At 38.7% G+C, this 23,154-nt stretch carries 22 protein-coding genes; 13 read left to right on the plus strand and 9 right to left on the minus strand.

The window, feature by feature from the left end:
* Positions 1 to 24: 24 nt before the first annotated feature.
* The 3 genes from HY987_RS02200 to HY987_RS02210 all read right to left on the minus strand — a co-directional run bounded on the left by HY987_RS02200 (position 25) and on the right by HY987_RS02210 (position 1,664).
* Entirely contained in the window at positions 25 to 726 is a 702-nt protein-coding gene (locus HY987_RS02200) for a DUF116 domain-containing protein (RefSeq protein ID WP_292755179.1), read from the minus strand.
* A gap of 295 nt (positions 727 to 1,021) precedes the next feature.
* Positions 1,022 to 1,489 carry a hypothetical protein gene (locus HY987_RS02205; protein WP_292755181.1) on the minus strand — a complete coding sequence of 156 codons (468 nt, stop codon included), beginning with the start codon at positions 1,487 to 1,489 and terminating at the stop codon, positions 1,022 to 1,024.
* Between the two features lie 19 nt (positions 1,490 to 1,508).
* Entirely contained in the window at positions 1,509 to 1,664 is a 156-nt protein-coding gene (locus tag HY987_RS02210; RefSeq protein WP_292755183.1) for a hypothetical protein, read from the minus strand.
* 223 nt (positions 1,665 to 1,887) lie between these two features.
* Between HY987_RS02210 and HY987_RS02215 the strand changes: the two genes are divergently transcribed.
* Positions 1,888 to 2,958 carry an ATP-binding protein gene (locus tag HY987_RS02215; protein WP_292755761.1) on the plus strand — a complete coding sequence of 357 codons (1,071 nt, stop codon included), beginning with the start codon at positions 1,888 to 1,890 and terminating at the stop codon, positions 2,956 to 2,958.
* Between the two features lie 23 nt (positions 2,959 to 2,981).
* Entirely contained in the window at positions 2,982 to 3,836 is an 855-nt protein-coding gene (locus HY987_RS02220) for a VWA domain-containing protein (protein ID WP_292755185.1), read from the plus strand.
* A gap of 120 nt (positions 3,837 to 3,956) precedes the next feature.
* Here the strand turns inward: HY987_RS02220 and HY987_RS02225 are convergent, their stop codons facing one another.
* Positions 3,957 to 4,475: a hypothetical protein gene (locus HY987_RS02225; RefSeq protein WP_292755187.1), complete on the minus strand. Its 519-nt coding sequence runs from the start codon at positions 4,473 to 4,475 to the stop codon at positions 3,957 to 3,959.
* Positions 4,476 to 4,690: 215 nt separating this feature from the next.
* Between HY987_RS02225 and HY987_RS02230 the strand changes: the two genes are divergently transcribed.
* The 5 genes from HY987_RS02230 (at position 4,691) to HY987_RS02250 (ending at position 12,582) form a co-directional block, all read left to right on the plus strand.
* On the plus strand, positions 4,691 to 9,835 hold the full coding sequence (locus tag HY987_RS02230) for a PAS domain S-box protein (protein ID WP_292755189.1): 5,145 nt from the start codon (positions 4,691 to 4,693) through the stop codon (positions 9,833 to 9,835).
* 153 nt (positions 9,836 to 9,988) lie between these two features.
* Complete coding sequence (locus tag HY987_RS02235) at positions 9,989 to 10,504, plus strand: DUF367 family protein (RefSeq protein WP_292755191.1); 516 nt, start codon at positions 9,989 to 9,991, stop codon at positions 10,502 to 10,504.
* A gap of 3 nt (positions 10,505 to 10,507) precedes the next feature.
* Positions 10,508 to 10,654, plus strand: a complete 147-nt coding sequence (locus tag HY987_RS02240; protein ID WP_048085552.1) for a 50S ribosomal protein L40e — start codon at positions 10,508 to 10,510, stop codon at positions 10,652 to 10,654.
* Positions 10,655 to 10,845: 191 nt separating this feature from the next.
* Complete coding sequence (locus HY987_RS02245) at positions 10,846 to 11,586, plus strand: geranylgeranylglyceryl/heptaprenylglyceryl phosphate synthase (RefSeq protein WP_292755194.1); 741 nt, start codon at positions 10,846 to 10,848, stop codon at positions 11,584 to 11,586.
* 318 nt (positions 11,587 to 11,904) lie between these two features.
* Positions 11,905 to 12,582, plus strand: a complete 678-nt coding sequence (locus HY987_RS02250; protein WP_292755195.1) for a DUF169 domain-containing protein — start codon at positions 11,905 to 11,907, stop codon at positions 12,580 to 12,582.
* Positions 12,583 to 12,679: 97 nt separating this feature from the next.
* Here the strand turns inward: HY987_RS02250 and HY987_RS02255 are convergent, their stop codons facing one another.
* The 3 genes from HY987_RS02255 to HY987_RS02265 form a co-directional block, all read right to left on the minus strand.
* Entirely contained in the window at positions 12,680 to 13,360 is a 681-nt protein-coding gene (locus HY987_RS02255; RefSeq protein ID WP_292755197.1) for an NTP transferase domain-containing protein, read from the minus strand.
* Positions 13,361 to 13,426: 66 nt separating this feature from the next.
* Complete coding sequence (locus HY987_RS02260; protein WP_292755199.1) at positions 13,427 to 14,611, minus strand: hypothetical protein; 1,185 nt, start codon at positions 14,609 to 14,611, stop codon at positions 13,427 to 13,429.
* Positions 14,612 to 14,644: 33 nt separating this feature from the next.
* A complete protein-coding gene (locus HY987_RS02265) occupies positions 14,645 to 15,868 on the minus strand; it encodes a Mur ligase family protein (RefSeq protein WP_292755201.1) in 1,224 nt (407 codons plus the stop codon).
* 473 nt (positions 15,869 to 16,341) lie between these two features.
* On the opposite strand from HY987_RS02265, the gene hypD reads away from it, so the two are divergent.
* The 4 genes from hypD (at position 16,342) to HY987_RS02285 (ending at position 19,776) form a co-directional block, all read left to right on the plus strand.
* Positions 16,342 to 17,388, plus strand: a complete 1,047-nt coding sequence (gene hypD, locus HY987_RS02270) for a hydrogenase formation protein HypD (protein ID WP_292755762.1) — start codon at positions 16,342 to 16,344, stop codon at positions 17,386 to 17,388.
* 123 nt (positions 17,389 to 17,511) lie between these two features.
* Positions 17,512 to 18,177, plus strand: a complete 666-nt coding sequence (locus HY987_RS02275; RefSeq protein ID WP_292755203.1) for a phosphoglycolate phosphatase — start codon at positions 17,512 to 17,514, stop codon at positions 18,175 to 18,177.
* Positions 18,174 to 19,481: a TldD/PmbA family protein gene (locus tag HY987_RS02280; RefSeq protein ID WP_292755205.1), complete on the plus strand. Its 1,308-nt coding sequence runs from the start codon at positions 18,174 to 18,176 to the stop codon at positions 19,479 to 19,481. Before HY987_RS02275 ends, HY987_RS02280 begins: the two co-directional genes overlap by 4 nt.
* Before the next feature lie 58 nt (positions 19,482 to 19,539).
* Entirely contained in the window at positions 19,540 to 19,776 is a 237-nt protein-coding gene (locus HY987_RS02285; RefSeq protein WP_292755206.1) for a hypothetical protein, read from the plus strand.
* Positions 19,777 to 19,831: 55 nt separating this feature from the next.
* On the opposite strand, the gene HY987_RS02290 is transcribed toward HY987_RS02285, so the two are convergent.
* Positions 19,832 to 20,575, minus strand: coding sequence for an alpha/beta hydrolase (locus tag HY987_RS02290; protein ID WP_292755208.1), 744 nt, complete (start codon positions 20,573 to 20,575; stop codon positions 19,832 to 19,834).
* Positions 20,576 to 20,711: 136 nt separating this feature from the next.
* Positions 20,712 to 21,533 carry a heliorhodopsin HeR gene (heR, locus tag HY987_RS02295; protein WP_292755210.1) on the minus strand — a complete coding sequence of 274 codons (822 nt, stop codon included), beginning with the start codon at positions 21,531 to 21,533 and terminating at the stop codon, positions 20,712 to 20,714.
* A gap of 311 nt (positions 21,534 to 21,844) precedes the next feature.
* Here heR and HY987_RS02300 point away from each other — a divergent pair, with 311 nt between their 5' ends.
* Both HY987_RS02300 and HY987_RS02305 read left to right on the plus strand, forming a co-directional pair.
* Positions 21,845 to 22,453, plus strand: coding sequence for a hypothetical protein (locus HY987_RS02300; RefSeq protein ID WP_292755212.1), 609 nt, complete (start codon positions 21,845 to 21,847; stop codon positions 22,451 to 22,453).
* A gap of 91 nt (positions 22,454 to 22,544) precedes the next feature.
* On the plus strand, positions 22,545 to 23,081 hold the full coding sequence (locus tag HY987_RS02305) for an NTPase (protein WP_292755214.1): 537 nt from the start codon (positions 22,545 to 22,547) through the stop codon (positions 23,079 to 23,081).
* Positions 23,082 to 23,154: the final 73 nt, after the last annotated feature.

The following is a 23,154-nucleotide window of genomic DNA, read 5'->3' on the forward strand; positions in this document are numbered from 1 at the left end:
TTAAAAAAGAGGTTAGTTTGAGGGTTATAGTGATCCACGGTGTTCCGGTTCATTACTACACGAACTTCCTGATTTTTTAGGAGATTTACCCAGTTCAACCCCCATTTTATCCAGAACCATGCGTGCATCAACCTTGGTGTTTATACAACCATCCTTTAATAGGGGCACACCCTGACATGAAAATTTGGAGAGTTTCATCATACTCAGGTTAAGGTCCTGATAACAGGCAACCCCTAAAACGGCTTTGAAACTATTTTTTTCAACGATCTTTTTGAGGAAGGTGGAACCTGGTATTATGAAAACCTCATAACCCATTTCTTCCCCTTTTTCTTTTAAGACACCAATTACGCATAGGTTACAATTTTTACACACTAATCCGGAGGATTCAAGGGTGGCTTCACAGTCTTTATGCCTCAGACAGTGGGGAAGGACCAGTATCTTATCTTTGGGTTTTGTTTTCCTGAATATTTTTTCATTAACCTTGTTACGGACTTCAACCCCAATTTGATCCACGATCTTGGCATCCACTCCCAGATTTTCTGAAAACTTTTTAAATAACCCATAAAAAACGTCAATGGTGAATAGTAACAGTTTAGGGAAAACAAGTCTGTCTTTTTCAATTAGCATACGGCCCAGTATAAGGGTGACTGATAATAAAATCAGAAGAAGAATTCCAGCCACAAAAACAACCTGGCCAAATATCTGGTAAAACTCGGCAATAGTCATGTTAATCATCTAAAGTCATGTTAATTCATCTAAAAATTATATTTCTGTAGAATTTAAGAATCTGTCATATTTTTAAGAAGTATCCTTAGAGAATCATTTGGAGGTGTTATTATCAAAGGATTTATCATTTTTATAATCCTTAACTAATTATCCTTTTAAAATATGGAAATTAAATAGGGATATCAAGTACCTTATCATCTATTTATTATGTTATATTAAACTTGGTTATTAACTAACCATTCATTATACATGGTTATTTATATAGTAATCTTTAAGGATTAATCTAGAGAATTCTCTACTGGAATTTTTCTACTTTAAATTCCTTTAAGGGGCCTTTGATCTCTAAGCCGCCTTTAACTCCTTTAATCTCAACTCCAGAGAGATCATCACAGGCGCATAAGATATCCTGTTCCGGATGGGTCCCAGGGGTGATGTTGCAATCCAGGCGCACTCTCTCCCCACAACTGGCCACCATGGGCAGTCTTTTTGAAGTAGGGTGATCAGAGGGTAAGACCACCAGGGGTGCCCCTACATCCCTTAATAAAAAAATCAATGATTTTATTCCATCCTCACTGAAAGAACCAGATTTTATGGCAGAAACGGCAATGAGGTCTTCTTTTTCTAAGAACATCACAATTTCTTCTTTATCAGGGGTTCCAATAAATATGTGCCCGTTTTTTGCAAACTTAACTACCCCCACAGTCCCGGTGTTACCCTTCAAAAAAACAATTTCATCCGGTTGGAGGGGAATTTTCTGTACCATAATGCTCTTAGTGTAAGTTTTACTCTAGTGCTTCCACATTCTCAGACTGACATGAAGGGCATACTATCCTCCTTCCAATGCCTTTAAATTCATTGTCGCAGTCTAAACAACGATATCTTTTGGTTTTAAGTTCTTTCATTTTAATGTCAGCCATTGGGCCGCCTACAGTGCACATTATAAATCACCAAATTTGTTATGTAATCGATAATATTTAGTTTTTTGGAATTCCGGTTTTGTTAAGAAATAACTTTCACGATATGAAAAGTCGAATGCTCAATTGAATAGATTGCAAAAACCATAACACATTATTTATTCTATAAAACCAAATATTAATAACACTAAAACACTTTAAATATTCCACAAATTTAATTAGTAGAACTCATGTTTCTATTGCGATGGTGAGACTATTGAAAAACCTGATTTTCCCATTTTCAGCTATTGTTGGCCAAGAAAAAGTTAAAAAAGCCCTGGTATTGAATGCAATCAACCCCTCTATTGGTGGAGTGCTGATTAAGGGTGATAAAGGAACTGGCAAGACCACTGCAGTACGTGCCCTGGCAGATCTGTTACCCTCATTACGAGTTATTAAGGGATGTCCCTTCAACTGTGATCCCGATGATCCGGCCTCCTCTTGTGATTCCTGCAAAGATACAGAATCAGGAGAGATCCAAGTTGAGGAGAAGAAAATGAGGGTGGTGGAACTGCCCTTGGGAGCCACTGAAGACCGGGTGGTTGGATCAATAAACATTGAAAAGGCACTTAAAGAGGGTATGAAGGCATTGGAACCGGGTATACTTGCCGATGCAAATCGTAACATCTTATATGTTGATGAAATAAATCTCCTGGATGACAACCTGGTAGATGTCCTTTTAGATGCTGCTGCTTATGGAATTAACACTGTGGAACGTGAAGGTATTTCACTGGCCCACCCCTCTAACTTCATACTGGTGGGAACCATGAACCCGGCTGAAGGAGAGCTAAGACCACAGTTATCCGATAGGATAGGTCTGCAAATCTCAGTTCAGAGTATCATGGATATTGATGACCGTGTGAAGATCATGGAATGGAGAGAGGTATTTGAAAAAGATCCCAACACCTTCAGGGAAGAATTTCGGGAATATCAGGACCAGATCCTAGAAAATATTATTGAAGCCAGGAAACTTCTCCCTAAGATCAAGGTTTCACAGGATATGATGAAAGTGATAGCACATCTTTGTGTTGACATGGGCGTAGATGGTCATAGGGCAGACATTGCCATTTTAAAGACCTCAAAAACCCTTGCTGCATATTATAAACACCAGGAAGTTGAACCTATAGATGTGGAAGAGGCAGCTGCCCTGGTTTTAGGTGAAAGATTCCATAAAAAATCAGTGGACCAGGAAAAAATAAAAAAACAAATAGAAAATTCTGTAAATAAACTTTCCGAGGAGAATAACGGGGATGATAAAAAAAAGCCCCAGAGAAAATAGAAAGTGAACAGAAAAAGAAGGGAATGAAACTTAAAACCCTTAAAAAGGATGAGCAGAAGGTCGAAGCCCAGGAAGAAGAAGTGGATGTGAAAAAACTCCTTAAAATGAAGGGGAAAAAGAAAAAACGCCTTTACGGTAAAAGAATTGATTCAAAAACTCAAAAAGGACGTTATATCAAAAGTAAACTTCCAAAGGACTCTTCTGGAGATATTGCCATTGATGCAACATTAAGGGCGGCAGCTCTTAGTTCTCATGGTAACATTAATGTTAAAAGCGAAGATCTACGTCATAAAATCCGTAAACATGGTGCTAAGGCATCCATTGTTATGGTGGTGGATATCAGTGGGTCCATGTTCTCTGATAGAAAAGTAAATAGGTTGAAGGGGATTTTAAACAGTGTTATTGGCGATGCTAACCGTCATCAGGACAGGATAAGTGTTATCGGGTTTAAAGGAAATGAAGCAGAGGTAATTATTCCCACCACCCGCAGAGCCACCTCTTTCCGTGAACAAGTGGACAACATTCAAGTGGGAGGAACAACACCACTGGCTGCAGGGATGAAGAAAGGTCTGGAAATTCTAAAAAAGGAGAAATTAAAGGCAGAATTTGTACCACTACTCCTTATACTCTCTGATGGTATGCCCAATATTGCCCTGGAAGAGGGGCCCATGAAGGATGCCCTTAACCTTGCAGAGAAGATTAAAGAAAACGAGATACATACAGTGGTAATTAACTTTGAACGGTCTGTGCGTTATGGTCATGAAGTAAACATGGAACTGGCCCTTGCTGCGGGGGGACGTTACTATGATCTGGAAGAGTTAAAAGATCCGGGTATGGTTATTGCACGGATATTAGATCATGAACGGGAAGAACTTTAGTGAATATGAATGGTGGATTATAATTCAAGTTCCTTTTTTTTGCTTTGTATCTAGGATGATATTTTTGATGTAAATTAAGAAAAAATAAGAGAAATAAGAAAAAATAAGAGAAAAATTTATTTAAACAATCTTAAATGTCTGTAAAATCTGGTTATATGCTTCTTCAGTTTGATTCAATGCAGAAGGAAGGCATATGTATTCGATGGTGTAGTAGTAATTGTTTTTTTCAATAACAGTTGTTTTTTGCGCTATGTTCTGGCTGTAACTTCCCACTTGAATGGCGGTGAAATTGGAAACCCCTACTGTAACTGTTGAAGAATTACTGGCATTGGTGACTAGAGATGTTGCATTAGGAGTGTTGATTAAGCCCTGTGGCTTTGGTTGCAAATTCAGTATAATGAAAGCAGGTTGATCCTGTCCGTTGGCACTGGGGAAATTGGATTTGAATATGACTTCGGAATAGATAGTTCCCTGACTGAAATTTCCAGTAATATGGTCTTGGCTCCAGGCATTAGGGTATTCAAAATACAACTGGCCGGTTTGAAAGCTGTTATTTCCAGATAGGGTTATAGCAACAATAAAAGCCAATAATATTACTAATATAACCACGGCTGTTAAAATAAGGTTTTGCCTTTCCATTATTACATCCCCCTCCATTTAAATCTTCACATTTTATGATTATTATGTATCTCTGTTTAGAAATACCTTTGGGATAGAAATTTATGCTCTACTTGCCCTTTTTTTGACAAATCCCATTTTGTTTGACAAAAATAAAATATGAGTAAAAACATATAATTTCACATAAAAAACTGCATGAAATTACGTTCAGGGATAATTGGAGGATGGGTGATTTTTTGGCAAAAGAAAAAATTCTCCTGGTGGAGGATGATGGAATAGAAGCCATGGACATTAAGCGCACCCTGGAATCATTGGATTATGAGGTTCCTTATGTTGCTTCTGATGGTGAAGAGGCCATACATAAAGCCCTAGAGATTACGCCAGATCTTATTTTGATGGATATAGTTTTAAAAGGAGAAATAGATGGCATAGATGCTGCTTCTAAAATAAAAGAATTATTAATACCAGTAATTTATTTAACCGCTCATTCTGAAGATGTAACAATACAAAGAGCTAAATTAACCGAACCTTATGGATATATTATAAAGCCATATGGCTCTTCTGAACTTAAATATGCAATAGAACTTGCTCTTTATAAAAATAAGATGGAAAAAAAGTTAAGAGTAAGCGAAAAGCGTTACAAGTTTATTGTAGAGGCAGCTAACGAAGGAATTTGGAGTGTGGATGATGATTTTAATATCATCTATGTTAACCAGAAAATGGTGCAAATTTTGGGTTATACAGTAGAAGAAATGATGGGAAAACCAGTAACCACATTCATGTTTGAAGAAGATATATCTGTTCATGAAAAACGCATAAAAAAAAGTTTTGAAGGATTTTCTGAGAGTTATGAGCAACGTTTCAAGCATAAAAATGGTAGAGAAGTTTCAACTCTTACTGCTGCCACTGCTTTAAGGGATCTTAATGGGAAATTTAACGGTTCATTTTGCATGTTCACTGATATCACCCATCGAAAAAAAGTGGAAAAGCAACTTAAAGATAGTCAAAGACAGTTGAATGACATAATTAATAGTTCCCCCATATTACAATTTGTTATTGATAAAAATCATCGCGTTCTTTATTGGAACCAGGCCTTGGCATCATACAGTGAAATTTCTCCTGAGGAAATTATAGGCACTGACCAGCACTGGAAGGCATTTTATAGTGGAAAAAGGCCATGTTTGGCTGATTTAATATTAGATGAGGATATGGTAACCATTGATAACTGGTACTCTGGAAAATATAAGGAATCAGAGCATTTAAAAGGAGCATTCGAAGTTGAGGATTTCTTCCCCTCATTGGGAGAAACTGGAAAATGGTTACGATTCACTGCAGCCCCTTTAAAAGATTCGGAAGGAGAAATCATGGGGGCTTTAGAAACATTGGAAGACATAACTGATCGTAAACAGGCAGAAAACGCTGTTTCTAATGGTAAAAAACGATTGGAGAATATATTGCAGAGTATGGGTGAAGCATTTGTAAATGTGGATAAAGAATGGAAATACACCTTTGTAAATGACATGGCACTGAAGCTCATGGGCAAAACAAGGGAAGAATTAATGGGTAAAACCCTATGGGAAGTTTTTCCAGATACGGTTGGTACTAAATTTGACCAGGAATATCACAAAGTGATGGATGAAAGAATTCCCTCTTACTTTGAGTTTTATTATGAATCGTATGATAAGTGGCTGGAAATAAGTGCGTATCCACTTGAGGATGGAATTTCTATTTTTTATAATGACATTACTGAACATAAAAAAAGTGAAGAATCAATTATAGAGCAATATCATTTCCTACAGTATCTAATTAATACCATACCTTATCCTGTGTTTTATAAAGACATAAATTATGCTTATATTGGTTGTAACAAGGCATTTGAAGATTTTATAGGACTTTCAAAGGATGAGATTATTGGGAAAACTGTTTATGAAGTAACTACGAAAGAACTGGCAGATAAATATCACAAAAAGGATAAAGAACTCTTTGAAAATCCGGGTTCACAGTCATATGAGGCACCAGTTCAGTATGCTGATCATTCACGGCACATTGTGCTATTTAAAAAGACAACATTTAATGATAACCAGAGCAACATTGCAGGTCTTATTGGGGTTATGGTTGATATAACGCAACGTAAACTGGCTGAAAATGCGTTAAGGGAAAGTGAAGAAAAGTTCAGAGTGTTAGCCGACAATGCTCCAGTATCCATTATTGTTTATCAGGATAACAAAACTTTATATGCCAATGAGTATGCGGTTAAAATAAGTGAATACAGTAAAGAAGAGCTTTATGCAATGAATTTCTGGGATGGTTTCCATCCTGATGACCAAAAAATGTTAAAGGATCTGGGGCAGGCCAGATTACATGGAGAAAAAGTTCCTAATACCTATGAAGTTAAATATGTTACTAAATCTGGCAATGTACGTTATCTTGTTATTTCGGCAGGAAACATCATTTACGGGGGCAAACCCGCAGTTTTAGCTATTTTAATAGATGTAACTGAGGATAAAAAAGTGGAATTTAAGCTTAGGCGGAGTGAAGAGCGTCTGATGATGGGTATGGACATGGCCAAACTGGTTTACTGGGAATATGATACTGAAAGTGACATGTTCACCTTCGATGACCAGTTCTACTCACTCTACGGTACAAGTGCACAACTCCAGGGAGGTAACAAGATGTCCTCCCAGGAATATGCCACCCGATTCGTTCCTCCTGAAGAACGCACCCTGGTGGGAGAAGAAGTTGCCAAGGCTTTGGAAACTGATGATCCTGATTTTTCCAGCACACTCCAACACAGCATAATACGGGCTGATGGAGAAAAAAGATTTATAATAGTGCGTATAAGAATCGCAATGGATGAAAATGGGCGGAAAATAGGAACTAGGGGTGTTAATCAGGACATCACTGAACTGGTACTGGCAGAAGAGAAGCTAGCGAGATCTGAAAGTAAATACAAGGCAATATTTGATAATATTAAAAGTGCAGTGGCTGTTTATACTGCAATTGATAACGGTTCCGACTTTGTATTCAAAGATTTCAACCATGCTGCAGAAAAAATGGAAGAAATTAAGAGGGAAGATGTTATTGGAAGAACAGTTAGCGAAGTTTTCCCTGCAGTTGTGGAATTCGGGCTTTTAGAAGTCTTTCAGAGGGTTTGGAAAACTGGAAAAGGAGAAAAAAAGCCAGTTTCTATTTACGAGGATGAAAGAGTAAGTGGATGGAGGGAAAACTATGTTTATAAACTTCCATCAGGGGATATAGTTGCTGTTTATGATGATCTGACTGAAATAAAACAGTATGAAGAGGAACTTGAGCAAAACCAGAATCGTTTGAGAAGTTTGGTAAGGATACTTCAGTACCGATCAGAATCTGTACAGGACTTCCTGGATTATGCTCTTGAAGAGGCCCTGAAGCTAACTGAAAGTAAGTTAGGATATATCTATTACTACCATGAAGATAGGAAAGAATTTATTCTGAATACATGGTCAAAGGAGGTTATGGGTGAGTGTACCCTTACTGATAAACAGTCAGTTTATGAACTGGATAAGACTGGTATATGGGGTGAAGCAGTCCGTCAAAAGAGGCCAATCATTATAAATGATTTTAAAGTTCCCCATCCACTTAAAAAGGGTTATCCTAAGGGTCATGCACCTCTTTATAAATTCATGACCATCCCGGTTATTAGCGGTGATGAAATTGTTGCTGTAGTGGGAGTGGCCAACAAAGAGACTAACTACACAGAAACAGATGTTCTACAACTTGAACTTTTAATGGATGCAGTATGGAAGGTTTTGGATAGTCAACGGGCTGAAGAAGCTTTGAAAAAATCTGAAACCAGGTATAGGGCTATTTTTGAAAACACAGGGACTGCCACTGCAATCAGTGAAGATAACATGATTTTATCCCTTGTAAATGAAGAATTCGCCAATCTCACCGGATTTTCAAAGAAGAAAATCGAAAACAAAATGACCTGGACTGACTTTTTTGCAGAAGAAGAGTTACCTCGAATGAATGAATATCACAGGCTCCGCAGAATCAATCCCAATGCCGCTCCCCGAACTTATGAGAGTATTTTGAAGGATAGATGGGGAAATACAAAAGACGTGTATATGAGCGTTACCATGTTGCCGGATACTAAAAAAAGTCTAGTTTCCGTCCTGGACATAACTGAAAAGAAACAGTCACGTATTGAACTGAAGAGGGAGTTAAAAATTAACCAATCTCTTGCTAACATATACGTACCTCTGATTTCACCAGATACAACCATTCAGGATGTTTCTATTTCTATTTTAAAAGAGTCTTTAACACTAACTGCAAGTGAACATGGTTTTGTGGCCACAATTGACCCTGAAAACCAGGATCTGATAAATCAAACACTCACCCGAATGATGCCCCAGTGTGAAGTTTATGATGATGGCAAAATCCCGGAAGAAATAAGATTCCCCATTGGTCCTGATGGAATCTACCCCGGACTATGGGGGTACTGTTTAAACACAAAAAAATCTTTCTTTACCAATGATGCCGTAAATCATCCCTCGTCAAAGGGCGCACCAGATGGACATATAAATATAGAAAGATTTTTGGCGGTTCCAGTGATTGTGGGTGAAAAACTTGTGGGACAGTTAGCTCTGGCAAATCCAGACCGAGATTACACTGATAAAGATGTAAACTCCATTGAAAGAATTGCAGAGTTCTTTGCTTTAGCTATCCAGCGCAAAGATTATGAAGAGCGAATTAGCAAATCTCTTGATGAGAAAGATTTACTGCTCAGGGAGATCCACCATCGAGTGAAGAACAACATGCAGATAATATCCAGCATTTTAAACCTCCAGTCATTTGCAGTAAAGGATCCTAAACTGTTGGATATTTTAAAACAGAATCAAAACCGCATCAAATCAATGGCAATGATTCACGAAAAACTTTACCAGTCCAAAAATTTAGTGGAAATCGATTTCAGTGAATATCTGGAAAGTTTAACTGCAGACATCTTTTACACCTATTCAATTAGAACCGCGGAAATAGATATTGATTTGGATATAGACAAAAAAATCATGCTCAATATTGAAACTGCAATACCCTGTGGGTTAATCTACAGTGAATTACTTTCCAACAGCATAAAACATGCTTTTCCCAATGATCAGGGGGGGAAGATAATAGTAGAATTCAAGAGAAGTGATGATGAGTTAATGCTCAGGGTAAGTGATAATGGTGTGGGTTTGCCAGAGGAAATTGATTTCCAGAAAACCGAAACTTTGGGACTTCAATTAATCAATAATCTGGTTAAACAGATAGATGGGGCCATAAAACTTGATAAAACCCATGGCACATCGTTCAAGGTCAAATTCAAGGAACTTCAATACAAAGATAGAATGCAATATGATTAACGATTTTTATTATATGATAAAAAGACTAAATATGATAAAAAGACTAAATACCAGTAATTTTAAAATAAATAATTCAGAGGTTGTAATGAAATCACAATAACCTCGAATAAAAAACCAATCGAATAATAGTTAAAATCTTTAAATTTTGATTCCATGCCTCATAAAATAGTTATATACCATACAGAGCAGTGCGATCCAAAGAAGTGCACCACTCGTAAACTGGCCCGGCAGAGACAGATCAGGATGGTCAGCCGTCTTAACCAGATACCACGAGGGGCTTTAGTACTGGACCCATTCTCCCCAAAGTCAGTGTCACCTGAAGACCATGATTTAGTAGTTGAAAAAGGTATTGTGGGGCTTGATTGCTCATGGAAACGGATTGACAAGTCAGCCGCAATGTTCAGGGGTGCTGCAACCCATCGTTCCCTTCCTTTCCTGGTGGCTGCCAATCCCACCAACTATGGTAAGCCATGTATTCTGTCCACTGCTGAGGCTGTGGCAGCAACCTTATATATAGTGGGGCTTAAAGATAATGCTATTCAGATTATGTCCCACTTCAAGTGGGGACCTCATTTTCTGGAGCTCAATTATGAGCTCTTAGAGGCTTATTCCCAGGCTCGCAGTAGCAGGGAAGTTGTAGATATTCAGAATGAATTCATAGGAGGCTAAATAATGGCTAGATTCGAAGAAGCAGAAAATAGAATATTCAAGATTAAGATTTGTCTCAAATGTAACGCTCGAAACCCACCAACTGCCAAGACCTGTCGTAAGTGTGGATACAAGGGCTTGAGATACAAAGCCAAAGAACCAAGAGGATAAAATACTCCTCATCCCCCCATTCCATTTAATATTTGCGTGAGAATTTGGGGAAAATCCATTTTTTTTATTTATTTTTCATTAATTGGGTATATATCCACACACTGAGTAAAATAACCATGTTTAAATACAGTTTTCAGTGATGATACAATTTAGGATTTTTATAATTTTTAACATGTTTATAGGGCGTGATCTTGATGAAAGTTGAAGAATATTTAAAGGAATCCTTGAAGAAGGGGAAAGTTCACTTAACCCTTCTTGATCCAGAGGAACAGAACCCTCAAAAGGCCCTGGAGATCGCTATAGAAGCGGTTGCAGGTGGCACAGATGGTATTATGCTGGGCGGATCCACCACTGATTCTCAGGATCTGGATGAAACTGCAAAAATACTCCAGGAAAACCTGGATGTTCCCATCATACTCTTCCCAGGTAACACCACGGGGGTAAGTGGCTATGCCGATGCCATATTATTCATGAGTCTCTTGAACTCCAACAATCCCTACTGGATTATCGGCGCCCAAGCACTGGGCGCACCAAAAGTTAAAAAAACAGGAATTGAAACCATCCCCATGGGATACGTAATTGTTCAACCTGGTGGAACAGCAGGATGGGTAGGAGATGCCAAACTCATCCCCCGAAACAAACCCGACATTGCCACGGCTTATGCCATGGCAGCAGAGTTTATGGGAATGAGGTTCTTCTATTTAGAGGCAGGCTCCGGTGCAGAACAGATAATTCCTGGTGAGATGATTCAGAAGGTTAAAATGTTCACCAACCACGTGGTAATCGTTGGTGGAGGTATCCGAACCGGTGATGATGCAAAAAGGGTGGCTCAAGCTGGTGCAGATATTATAGTAACCGGAACAGTGGTTGAGAACACATCCAACATACGGGAAAAAATAGCGGAGATTGTGGAAGGGATCAAATCCATTTAAACTAAATCCATTTAAACATTATTTCCCAATTTTTTTCCTTAATTTTTCATTAGAAGCCCTAATTTACAAGAATTAGATTCAAATCACCATAGAATTTCTTCACCATCGAATTTTTATTAATAATTTATAATTCCTATTTTTTATCATAATCAGATTGGATATTCAAACTAGATACTAAAACTAGATACTAATTGATGATTTAGTTAGAAGTTATAGGAGCAATTTGAGTAGAGCTGTTTTTGTTTTTCTAAATGTTTAAATTAGAAAAATTATAATCTGAATAAGATTATACCATACATTATATGAAGAGGTGAAACTATGTGTGATTCAAATGGATACGATTTCATAGCGGATAAGTTAAAAGAAAATTTGGGCCTTGAAAAATCTCCAGTAGCCATAAAATTCGTTTTAAGAGAAAAAGATATTCCTGAAGGTGTCCAAAAAGTTGATGAAGCATTAAGACATTGTGAACTGGTGCAGAAAGCGAGTCAGGGGGATGTTTTCTATGCTACAGCCGAGGAACAAAAATGTAAGGGAGGGGCAGCTGCTCTGGGTCTTATGGAGACTCCTGAGAAGATCAAAACCGGGGAATTCTACTATGAATTAGGACGATTTTCTGGTTTAGGATCAGCCAAAAAGACCATGGAATCAATACCTAAAATCGATCCCATAATGTATGCTCTGGTATATGCTCCACTGGGGAAGGCTGATTTCGATCCAGATGTTATAGTGCTCATAGTCAACCCTGCTCAGGCCATGAAGCTTTCACAAGCCTTGGTTTATACCATGGGTGGTAGAGTGGAAGTGGACTTTGCAGGAATCCAGTCAATCTGTGCCGATGCAGTTGCAGGACCATTCACACGCCGCCAGCCCAACATTACCCTGGGATGCTCTGGATCCAGAGGATATGCGGGTATAAAAGATGAAGAGGTTATTGTAGGTCTCACCGGGGAAAATATTGGTTGTGTGGTCAATGCATTGGAAAATATGAGCTGAATCATTTAAACCATTTTTTATATACATTTTTTTTAGAATGATTTTCCGTGGATCTATGTCTCTTATTATGAAACTATTGATGGATCATATTAGGGAACTATTGACGGATCATTTTTTTTAACATCTTTAAAACATTAAGATAATCATCATATCGGTTGATATTCACCAGTTCCAACTCATTTTGCTCTGGTATGGCGTATAATGACACTCCATCAGATACCATCCTCCTGAGTATGGGATTCAAATTATCTTCCTCATCCTGAAGATAATGTTTTAAGAGTGAGGAGTGGCAGGCAAAGGGCATGCCCAGTCCAAGGGCATTATCCAGGTATCCTGTTTTACCACGGGATAGAATTGAAATTGTGTTTTCTCCTTCAGGACTATTCAAAAGATGGTTCATCAGGTTCTGCATGGTTTTTTTGGTAACAGTGGGCTGATCTCCCGCCAGACACAAACAATAATCATATTTAGAATTAACCACGCCATTTAGGAGAGTCTGGGATAATTCCACATCCACCTCAGGGTTTTCAATGATGCGGAGGCGGGAGTCCTGTATATCATTCAATGCAGGATATAACTCCTCCATAAAATGCCCCAGAACAACTATGCACTCATTTAAATCTGTTTGGAGTGCTTTTTTAACGGTGAAATTAATGATAGGATCTGCATTGATTTCAAGAAGCAGTTTGTGACGTATTTCCATTCCTTTATTTTGAAGGTCTTCCCTCATTCGCCTGTTTTTACCTGCTGCAGTTATAATACATGATACTCCTTTCATGGGTAATCCTCCTCTAAAAAAAAAGAAACCTCCCTTTAAAAAAAGAAATAATGGGGGGCTGGCTCGTCAACCGAGCCTAACTACCTGAGAATGAATCACCAGTCCTGCTCCACTTCCATCAGTCCACATAACAAGTTTTATGGGGTAATCATGGTTGTTATAGACTTTAACTCCCACTGTGGGGCTGGTGTCATAGGCTATGGCCAGTTCATCCCATCTAATTCCACTGGGTAATGGTAAGCCTGCGGATGTAGTTGCTCCCCGGAGTGATCTGGCTGCGGGGCATACTCCGTGGACTGCTGATCCGCCAGTGGCGTTGGGGTCGGGGCAGGGCTCAAAGCCAATGTTTTCTTTCCCATTGGATCCAGTTTTTGGCGGTATTATGGTGCCGTTCCATGCCCTGGCAAATGACATAGCATTGTAAGCCCGGGCTGAATCCCCATATTCGGGGTAGGATCCCAGAGCTTCAGTATAACTTGAGGTCACATTTTCACTGTGGGGTCCCATATAGGCCATAACTGGCGAACCAGCAGGATAGTTTTTCATATAGGTTACCACAGACTCTCCGAAAAAGGTTTTTATTTGATTTGGTGTGACCTGGTTTCGGCCATCATTGAATCTGGTGAGTGAATAATCAAGGTATATATAATCACCCTCCGTGGATTTGTTGTACCATTTCTTAAAGGTAGTTATGCTAACGTATTCATTGGGAATGGTGTCGTTTTTAATATCAGATTCAGCCACTGTTTTCACCAGTTCACCACTTTTACCACCATTCCTGATCTCCACACCATCCTTGGTCTTGACACCCACAGTGTATCCGGTTTTGTATCCCCATACAAATGTTTGAGGTGCGTTAACCACCAGTTGCTGGCCCTGAACACTTAAATAGCCGGGGCCTTCAAATCCCTGGGCTACTCCTTGGGCGGAAATATTGCCGTTGGCAAGTTGGGATAGAGGAGTTTCCAGTGATCCAGTTAAAAGTCCATTAATAATCGGCAGGTACTTTTCTTCCTCAAATAGATTCTTTAAATATTCAAAATTAAATAACACTGGCACTTTCCTTATTTTAGCATCATCAACCACTTTCATACCAGAAACTACAGTATCTCCAATGGACATTGCAGTGATTTCTTCTGGCTTTTGCGGAGGAAAATAGCCTTCAATGGTGTCACCAACATAAGAAAAACTGATTATCAATATTATCAAAACACCAAAGGCCAGTATCGGATTTAACAAAGATCTGCGCATTTTCTAATCCTCCAAATAAATAGATATTTTTTTTTATTTTGCCGAAATGGCCTCCTTTAAACTTTCCGTAATTTCTATGATCTTACGCTGTCCATTGCCACCGATGAATACATTAGGATACCTTTCTGAGCACTTGAGTGCGAATTTGACCACATCCTCCACATTACTCAGGTTATGGATTGTTCCCGGGTATTTTTCTTCTTCCAGGATCTTTCGAACATCATCTCGAGTGTCATCAAGTCCAGGAAAAATGGCAATGATCTTTGAATTGGTCTTTGAAGCTTCTCTGAAAATCTCCAAACGGCATATTTCACCTTTACGTGGAGTTCCAAGGATTATAACTTGGAATTCAGCTTCATTAAGCACTGCTGCAGTAGCATCAGCATTATCAGTTTTACCCACCACTATCCTGGAATGGGGAAGATCAATAATAGTAGCCCTCCCTGGTAAAACACTGAATTCCTTAAGGGCAGTTTCAATGGTTTCATCAGATATTCCAACTATTTTGGCAGTTTTTGACGCTGCAGCTGCATTTTCGCGATTGAAATCTCCGAACAAGTTCAATTTATAGGGAATCTTGCTAAAAAAATGAGTTTCCGTTGCTTTATCACTTAACTGTCCTAACTTTTCAGTGGTATAGTTTAAAACAACCTTTTTGCACTCCACAAATTCTCCCAGGGACTGTAGGTAGTTTTCAAGGGATTGGTGAAATTCAAGGTGATCCCTACCAACATTAGTCACCACAACTAGGTCAAAGTCAAAGGTATAATTACAAAAATCAAGAGTCATATCACAGACTTCTACCAAAAGAATGTCATAATTATCAGATGAAGCTTCTAAAATGACTTCAGTATAACCCTTAAAACCTCCCCCTGCATTTCCACCAATGAGAACTTTCATACCTGCCCTTTGCAGAATGCTGGCAATCATCATGGTGGTGGTTGTTTTACCATTGGTACCAGTGACACCTATAGTAAATAGGGAACGATGAGAAGTTATAACATCAGATAAAAGTTTTTTGTCAGATTTTAATTTTTGAAAAACAGGTTTATTCCATAATCCTGGGCTTAAAACAAGTGCATCCGTTTTTTCTATTTTTCCAAAATCATGAAATCCCAGATCTACATCCAGGCCCTCATCGGGATTTAATTCAATATTAAGACTAATGTCTGAAGCATAAACTTTATAACCGTGATTAAGAAGAGATTCAACGGCATTAATGCCTTCCACGCCCAGCCCAACCACAGAAACATCCATTTTAACAACCATTACCCGATTTTCTAAAAGGGCATCATTTATAGTATGCCTAAAAATAAGTTGATACTTTACATATATAACTATAACTCAAATACCCTCCTTCCCTTTTGAATAATTATTTCAAGGGAGTATAAGACTATTTAAGGTTGGATAGGCATTTTTAATGGAATAATAGTTATTTTAAATCTTCAATTTTCTAAAATAATCATTTTAAAACAGGATAATAATTAGGGGTGCTCTGTTTTAAGGATGTGTATCTATCTGCATGTATCTTGATTTATACTAAAATTTTAATGTAATATATCCCATAACCATATAACAGTATCAAAACTATAATTTCAAACAGTCATTGAGGAAAAATCAAAGTAAAGATTATCCTTAATATATTTTATAAAGGTTATTGATCGATTTAATGGATAGATATCGCTGGTTATAAGCCGGTATCAGAGTATTAGGTGTCCCTCATGAACACAATGAAAGACCTCTCTAAGGAAATTGTAAAACGCATTGAAAACATAGCCCAACCTGTAAAGATAATGCATGTCTGCGGATCACACGAACACACCATAATGCAGCATGGTATAAGAACCCTGTTACCTCCAGAGGTGGAAGTGGTGGCAGGGCCGGGATGCCCAGTATGCTGCGTACCTGCACGTGAAGTGGAAGAATGCCTCCAACTGGCCAAACAGGGAGTAACTATTGCAACCTTCGGGGATATGTTAAGGGTCCCGGGTGGATCAGGATCCCTGGCTGAGGCAAAGGCAGAAGGCGCGGATGTAAGGATAGTTTATGGGGTAAATAACGCAGTGGAACTAGCTCAAAAGATTGATAATGAAGTGGTTTTTATGGCTGCTGGATTTGAAACCACGGCACCAACCACCGCTGCAGAAATAGTTGCAGGTCCACCAGAAAACTTCTCAGTTCTGTCCTGTCATAGAATGATACCTCCAGCACTCCAGTTTTTGATAGAATCCGGAGAAGTGAATCTCAACGCTCTCATAGAACCGGGCCATGTTTCCACCATCATCGGAAACCGTCCCTATGATATTTTCTCAGAAAAATATGGAATCCCGCAAGTGGTTACCGGTTTCAACCCGATGGACGTGCTAATAGCAGTGTACCTGATTTTAAAACAGCTTCATGAAGGTAAAGCACTGGTTCAAAATGAATATAAACGAGCAGTCCGTGAAGAAGGAAATTTAAAAGCCCAGAAACTTCTTGAAGAAGTGTTCTACATAACCACCAGGGAATGGAGGGGTTTCCCACCGATACCTGACTCAGTTATGGAGATCAAAGATGAATTCAGTGATGTGAATGCCAGGGAGAAGTTTGATATTGAAGTGGGCAGTATCCCTGAAGTAGTCTCTGGTTGTATTTGTGGAGCCATACTCCGGGGAGTGGCCCGTCCTGAAGACTGCAAACTCTTCCGCAAGGAATGTAACCCCACCAATCCTATAGGGGCCTGTATGGTTAGTAAAGAAGGAACCTGCAACATAGCTCATCGATACGGTTCATTTTAATTTAATCAATCCATGAATCAATGGAACCCGGGATTGCTTGCTTGATTCTGGGCGTTCCCCTAATATATCAATGGATGATTTCAAGTAAATTGGGTAATGAATTAATAAAAACTGGTGAATGATTTGATCAAAGCAGTAGCAGTAGATGTTGATGGAACCATAACCGATGGTAAACGAAGATTATGTTGCAGTGCCATGGAATCAATACGTGCTGCAGAAGAATGTGGCATACCAGTCATCATTGTTACAGGTAACATCCTCCCAGTTACCAAAACCCTTTCCATATTCATCGGAACTTCCGGGGGTCTGGTAGCTGAAAACGGAGGAGTTATAGAATCATCCAAGGGTAGGATGGTGCTGGGAGATATTCGAAAGTGCAAAGAGGCCTATGAATTTTTAAAAACTAAACATCCCATTGAAAAGGTGGACTTTTCAGATCAGAGAATTTCAGAAATTGCATTTTACAGAACCATTCCCGTGAATTTGATTAAAGATACCCTTAAAGATTTTGATGTGAGAATATACGATACCAACTTTGCACTGCACATCACTGATCCGGCAGTGGACAAGGGCACATCACTGGTTCATGTGGCTGGTGATATGGGTATCCTGCCCGAGGAAATCCTGGCAGTGGGAGACAGTGAAAATGACCTGGAATTTTTAAAAGTTGCCGGGTTAAAGGTAGCAGTGGCCAATGCAGCCCCTGAACTAAAAGCTATTGCAGATTATGTAACTCAAAAACCATATGGAGATGGAGTTAAAGAGGCGTTAGAGAGGTTTTTATCATGATGAACGATTTAGCTAACCAGGCACTGGATCATGCCCTTAAAGGTGCTGATCAGGCAGAAATATACGTTGAAATCACAGAGAGTGTGGATGCCACCATCCAGAATGATCAGGTGGATTTTGCCAAGGAATCATACTCCCTGGGCATGGGCATCCGGGTTATCTGTGACAATAAAATGGGTTTTGCATACACCACCCAAACTGAAAAAATAACCGAAACAGTAGCCAGAGCGATTTCCAATGCCCAGGCCAACCTTGTTGACGAAAACTTTGCATTCGCATCCAGATCAGATTATCCCCCAGTTAAAGGTATTTTTGATAAAAAAATCAATACTCTGGAACTGGAAGATACCATAGAATTAGGAAAATCCATGATAGGCACAGTTCTGGAAAACAAGTGCCAGCCAACCTCCGGTGGGGTCTCTGCAGATTGTTCTAAAACTTTGATCATCAACTCGGAAGGTGTAAGTTGTGAAGATATGTCCACTTACTTCTCGGGATTCATAGCAGTTAATATCGCAGATGGTGCAGGTGTCTCCACTGCCAGTGAATCAGATTCATCCCGAAAACTGAACATAGATCCAGAGAAAGTTGCCCATAAAGCCTGCGAGGTTGCTTTAAATTCAAGGGGTGGTAAAACCATAGAAACCGGTGACACGAAGGTTTTGATGGATCATCATGCTGCAGCAGGTCTGCTCTCCACATTGTCCCAGGCAATCAATGGTGACAACGTCCAGAGGGGTAGGTCAATCTACGCGGATAAAATAGATACAGAGGTTTCATCACCCTCCCTGAGTATCTATGATGATGGAACCATCAGGGGAGGTCTTTACTCTTCTCATGGTGATGGTGAAGGAACACCCAGCCAGAAAACAACCATAATTGAGAACGGAATTCTCAAAAACTTTTTATACGACATACAAACAGCTAACAAGGGAAATGTCGCAAGTACTGGTAATGGGATGCGCGCTTCATTCAATGACATGCCTGCTGTAAATTTAACAAACCTAATTCTAGATTTTAAAGATTTTGAGGAACTTTCAGAAATCAAAGAGGGTCTTTTAGTCACAGATGTTCTGGGGGCGCACACTGCCAACCCTATATCTGGAGATTTCTCAGTAGAGGCCATGAATGCCTTTAAAATTGAGAATGGGGAAATAATTTATCCGGTTAAGAATGCAATGCTCTCTGGAAATATATTCTCCATACTGAAAGATTCAAAGGCAGCTTCCGAAAAAACCCGCCAATTAGGACCTTTCATCGTACCTCCTATAACTGTGTCCAGTTTACGTGTTGTGGGGCAATAAATGATATATTGATTTCTTAAAAAACATGTTATTCTAAGAGTAGGTCAAAGGGATTCTTATGGAAAAAAAGGAAGAAAATAAACCTGTTTCAGCTGAAGAAATATTCAATGATATTAAAGGGGATTATCCTGATGTGGAGAGGGTGGTTATGGAAGATGAGGAGACAACAGTTTTCTGCATCTATGCCTCTGATGATGTTCTCTGGAAAATATTTGAGGACTGGATGGAACTGGTAACCAGCATCGAGTTTAACGCTGGAACTAATGAAGAACATTACTTGAAGGTAATACCTTAATTTGAAGGTATACCTTATCCCTCTCTGATCGAATTACATATTTAAGGTCCAGTTATCAAATGGTTTTTAGAAATTCAAGCATGGCATTTATGGTTTGATTTTGCTGCTGGTCTCTGGTGATGGTGCTGTTGTTATCCCCTGATTGAATACCATAATCACCAAAGTTGAAGTGATTACCTCCCTGGATAGTGATGAAGGTGGTGTTTTCCGGGAATTTTTTGAGATTACCCGAGATATCCTCGGCCAGGGTAAGCCTATCCAGAGAGCCTCTAATTGACAGTGCCTTAAAAGTGGCGTTTGAGGCGTTGGTTGAAGGATAACTGGCTAAATATATCACTCCTTTTATTTTATCCTGATGGTTCACAGCGTAATCCGATGCAAAAACACCACCCAGGGAATGACCACCAATCACCCATGAATTTATCTCCGGATGATTTTCTATAACATCATCCGCCCGGTTAACACCGAAAAATGCCAGGTTAAATGGCATTCTCACAATTATGGTGGTGTAACCATTTTCAGCCAGTTTAGATGCTATTACTGAGTAGGATTCTGCCTGAACTTTAGCCCCGGGATAGATTATTATTCCAGTGGCACTTTCGTTGTTGGTGGGAGTGAAGGTAATGGAGTCATCTTTATTCAAAACAGTATAAGAGTCAGTTGAGTTTAGAGCAGTTAAGGCATTATTATCCGCATGATAATAGTCAGAAACATAATATGTGAATGCAGCCGCACCAATTAAGATTATGGCTAAAATGATTATCAAAATTAGTTTCTTTTTTGATTTTAGAATTATCATACAACCACGTCCTCATATTTCTCGCGGTATCAAACATTATTTTAAAAAGTGAAGTAAATATCTGGGTTTCAAATTAGATTAACCAGATATTTCCCAGATATTTCCTATTCTTTTGAATAATTTCATTTCCATTGATTTAGGGTGCGAATATGCCGATGAATGCCAGCCAGGCCAGGGCAGTTTTGGCAATCAAACTAAGGATTATGTACACCCGTTCACCATAAAGATAGTCTTTCCATTTACCCACACCCTTATACTGCAGGACCATGTTAATGGAGAAAGTGTTGAACATGATGAAGTAGATTAGCAGTATGGCGTAGACAAATGTGGGTGGATTGGTTTCGGTGGATCCCAGTGCCGCAATGAAATATGCTGCCAGAACTATCCATGGGGTGAATCCTGCCAGGGCTCCAAGTAGATACGCGGACCAGTCAGTATTTTTGGTGTAATAGTTGATCTTTTCCATTAAAAATCCGCACATGATCATCACGGCATTCAAGACGAAGATCATCACCAGTGACCACAGATCCCATACGCCTACAAATGTGGCTATTATAACCAGCATGATGGAGCTAGAGAAGAAATATTCATACCACCTGTAAGGGTTCATACCCTTCTTCAGGTTTTCATTGTAATTTTTAGTCTTTACAAAGGCAATGGTAAAGTGGGCAATAGCTGAAATCAACAGGAATGAAGCAAGTATCACTCCCAAATAGCCAACAGTGAATGCAACTGTTGGATCCGGTGCAATCTGAAAAGCCGGAGGACTAAGAGATAGTATTTTAAATTTAAGATAAAAAGTGTAGATATCCTGAGTCCAAGTCAACCACAAACCCAGGGCAATCATGATCAATCCCTGGATGAGGTGCAGTGAACCGGCACCTATGTTAAGTTTCCTCAACCCCCCAAAGGTTATTGGTGACTTGGCAATAATCTCCCTTCTCTGTTCATTATCCATTATCAAACCCCCTTTGTTACTATAATATTTGTTGGATAATGTTGTTAAATGATGCGTGTAATGGAAGTCATTTGAAAATATATCAGATATATACATCTATTACATTCATTCCCCCATTTCCGATTGAATATTTTTTCCCATTCCATAATCCTCCTTATTTCCACCGGAAAAGGATTTATGTATGTTTAGTTAAAATAATAATCACAGATCATATGAAATTGCATATAATGGTTTATATTTGCACAATAAAACCCAATTGAAAATCGCAATTCAAACTTCAACATATTTGGATTATTAAAACGAGGTTCAGGATGATATGTGAAAATTGTGGTGCTCGAATAGGGAAAGGGGAGAGCCAATGTCCTAAGTGTGGGATGGAACTATTTAATTTTGACCACAAACCCCTCCAGAAGAAGTATCTGAGGGGTGAATACTTGCAAGGGGATGAAAGCCTATCTGAACCATACTACTTGGAAGAGGAAAACCTTTCCAAGGACACACATCAACCGGAACCATATCAGAATTGGGATGATTCTGATAAAGATACCAATAAAGATTATAATCAAAATAAGGATGATAATCAGATAAATAATCCGAATAAAGATCATGAATATGAACAAAAGAGTAACTATAATAAACGATATAATAAAAAGAAGAGTTATAATAAAAAATATGAGGGTGAGGGGGGATATGATGAATATAATAAAAATAAAGGTCATAGGCGGAACTACAATCAGGAAAATTACCATAAGAAGGGCAAGCCAGTGAGAAGAGGCTATGATCTGGATGAATATTATGGTTCTGAAGAAAAAAAGAGTTCCATCCTGACAACTGCTATTCTCTTTTTAGTCCTGGCACTACTCATTGGATTCGTAATGGGATTCATTTTCTTTTCCGGGAAAATTCAGAACATATTGTGAACCCTTTATTTAATTTAATTATTTATTTTTTTTAGAATACCTATTGAAATGATCATGAAAATTAGTAACTGGGAACCAGTATCGTGGTACTATGAATGTTTTAATAACAGGTCCGCCTGGAGTTGGTAAAACTACTCTCTTAAACGAAATAAAAAATAAAGTCAGGGATAGTGGGTATTCTATTGGTGGAATGTACTGTCCTGAAATAAGAGAGAATGACAGGAGAACTGGTTTTAATATCATTGACATTGCTTCCAAGCGGAAAGGAATCCTGGCAAGTATACACAACACAAAAGGTCCAAGTGTAGGTCGATATAGGATTAATTTAGATGAAATCCAGGACGTGGGTGTTTTAGCCCTGAAAAATGCTCTGGAAACATCTGATTACATATTCATTGATGAAATTGCACCCATGGAACTAGCAAGCAGTTCTTTTTCTCATGCAGTATGGGAGGTAATGGAAAGCCAGAAACCAGTAATTGCAGTTATTCATCAGCGTTCCAATCACCCATTTATTTTAAAGGTTAAAAATAGGAAAGATGTCAGGATTTTTAGTTTAACCATGGAAAATAGGGATCACATTCTAAAAAAGATTTTAGAAGTTTTAGGAGATGACAAAGTATTATAATGGATATAACCACAAAGAATTGTTTATATTCCTTTATTAAAAAAAATTCATTTAAAAAAAGAGAAAGTAAAGT

Source organism: Methanobacterium sp. (genome assembly GCF_016217785.1).
Classification (GTDB): domain Archaea; phylum Methanobacteriota; class Methanobacteria; order Methanobacteriales; family Methanobacteriaceae; genus Methanobacterium.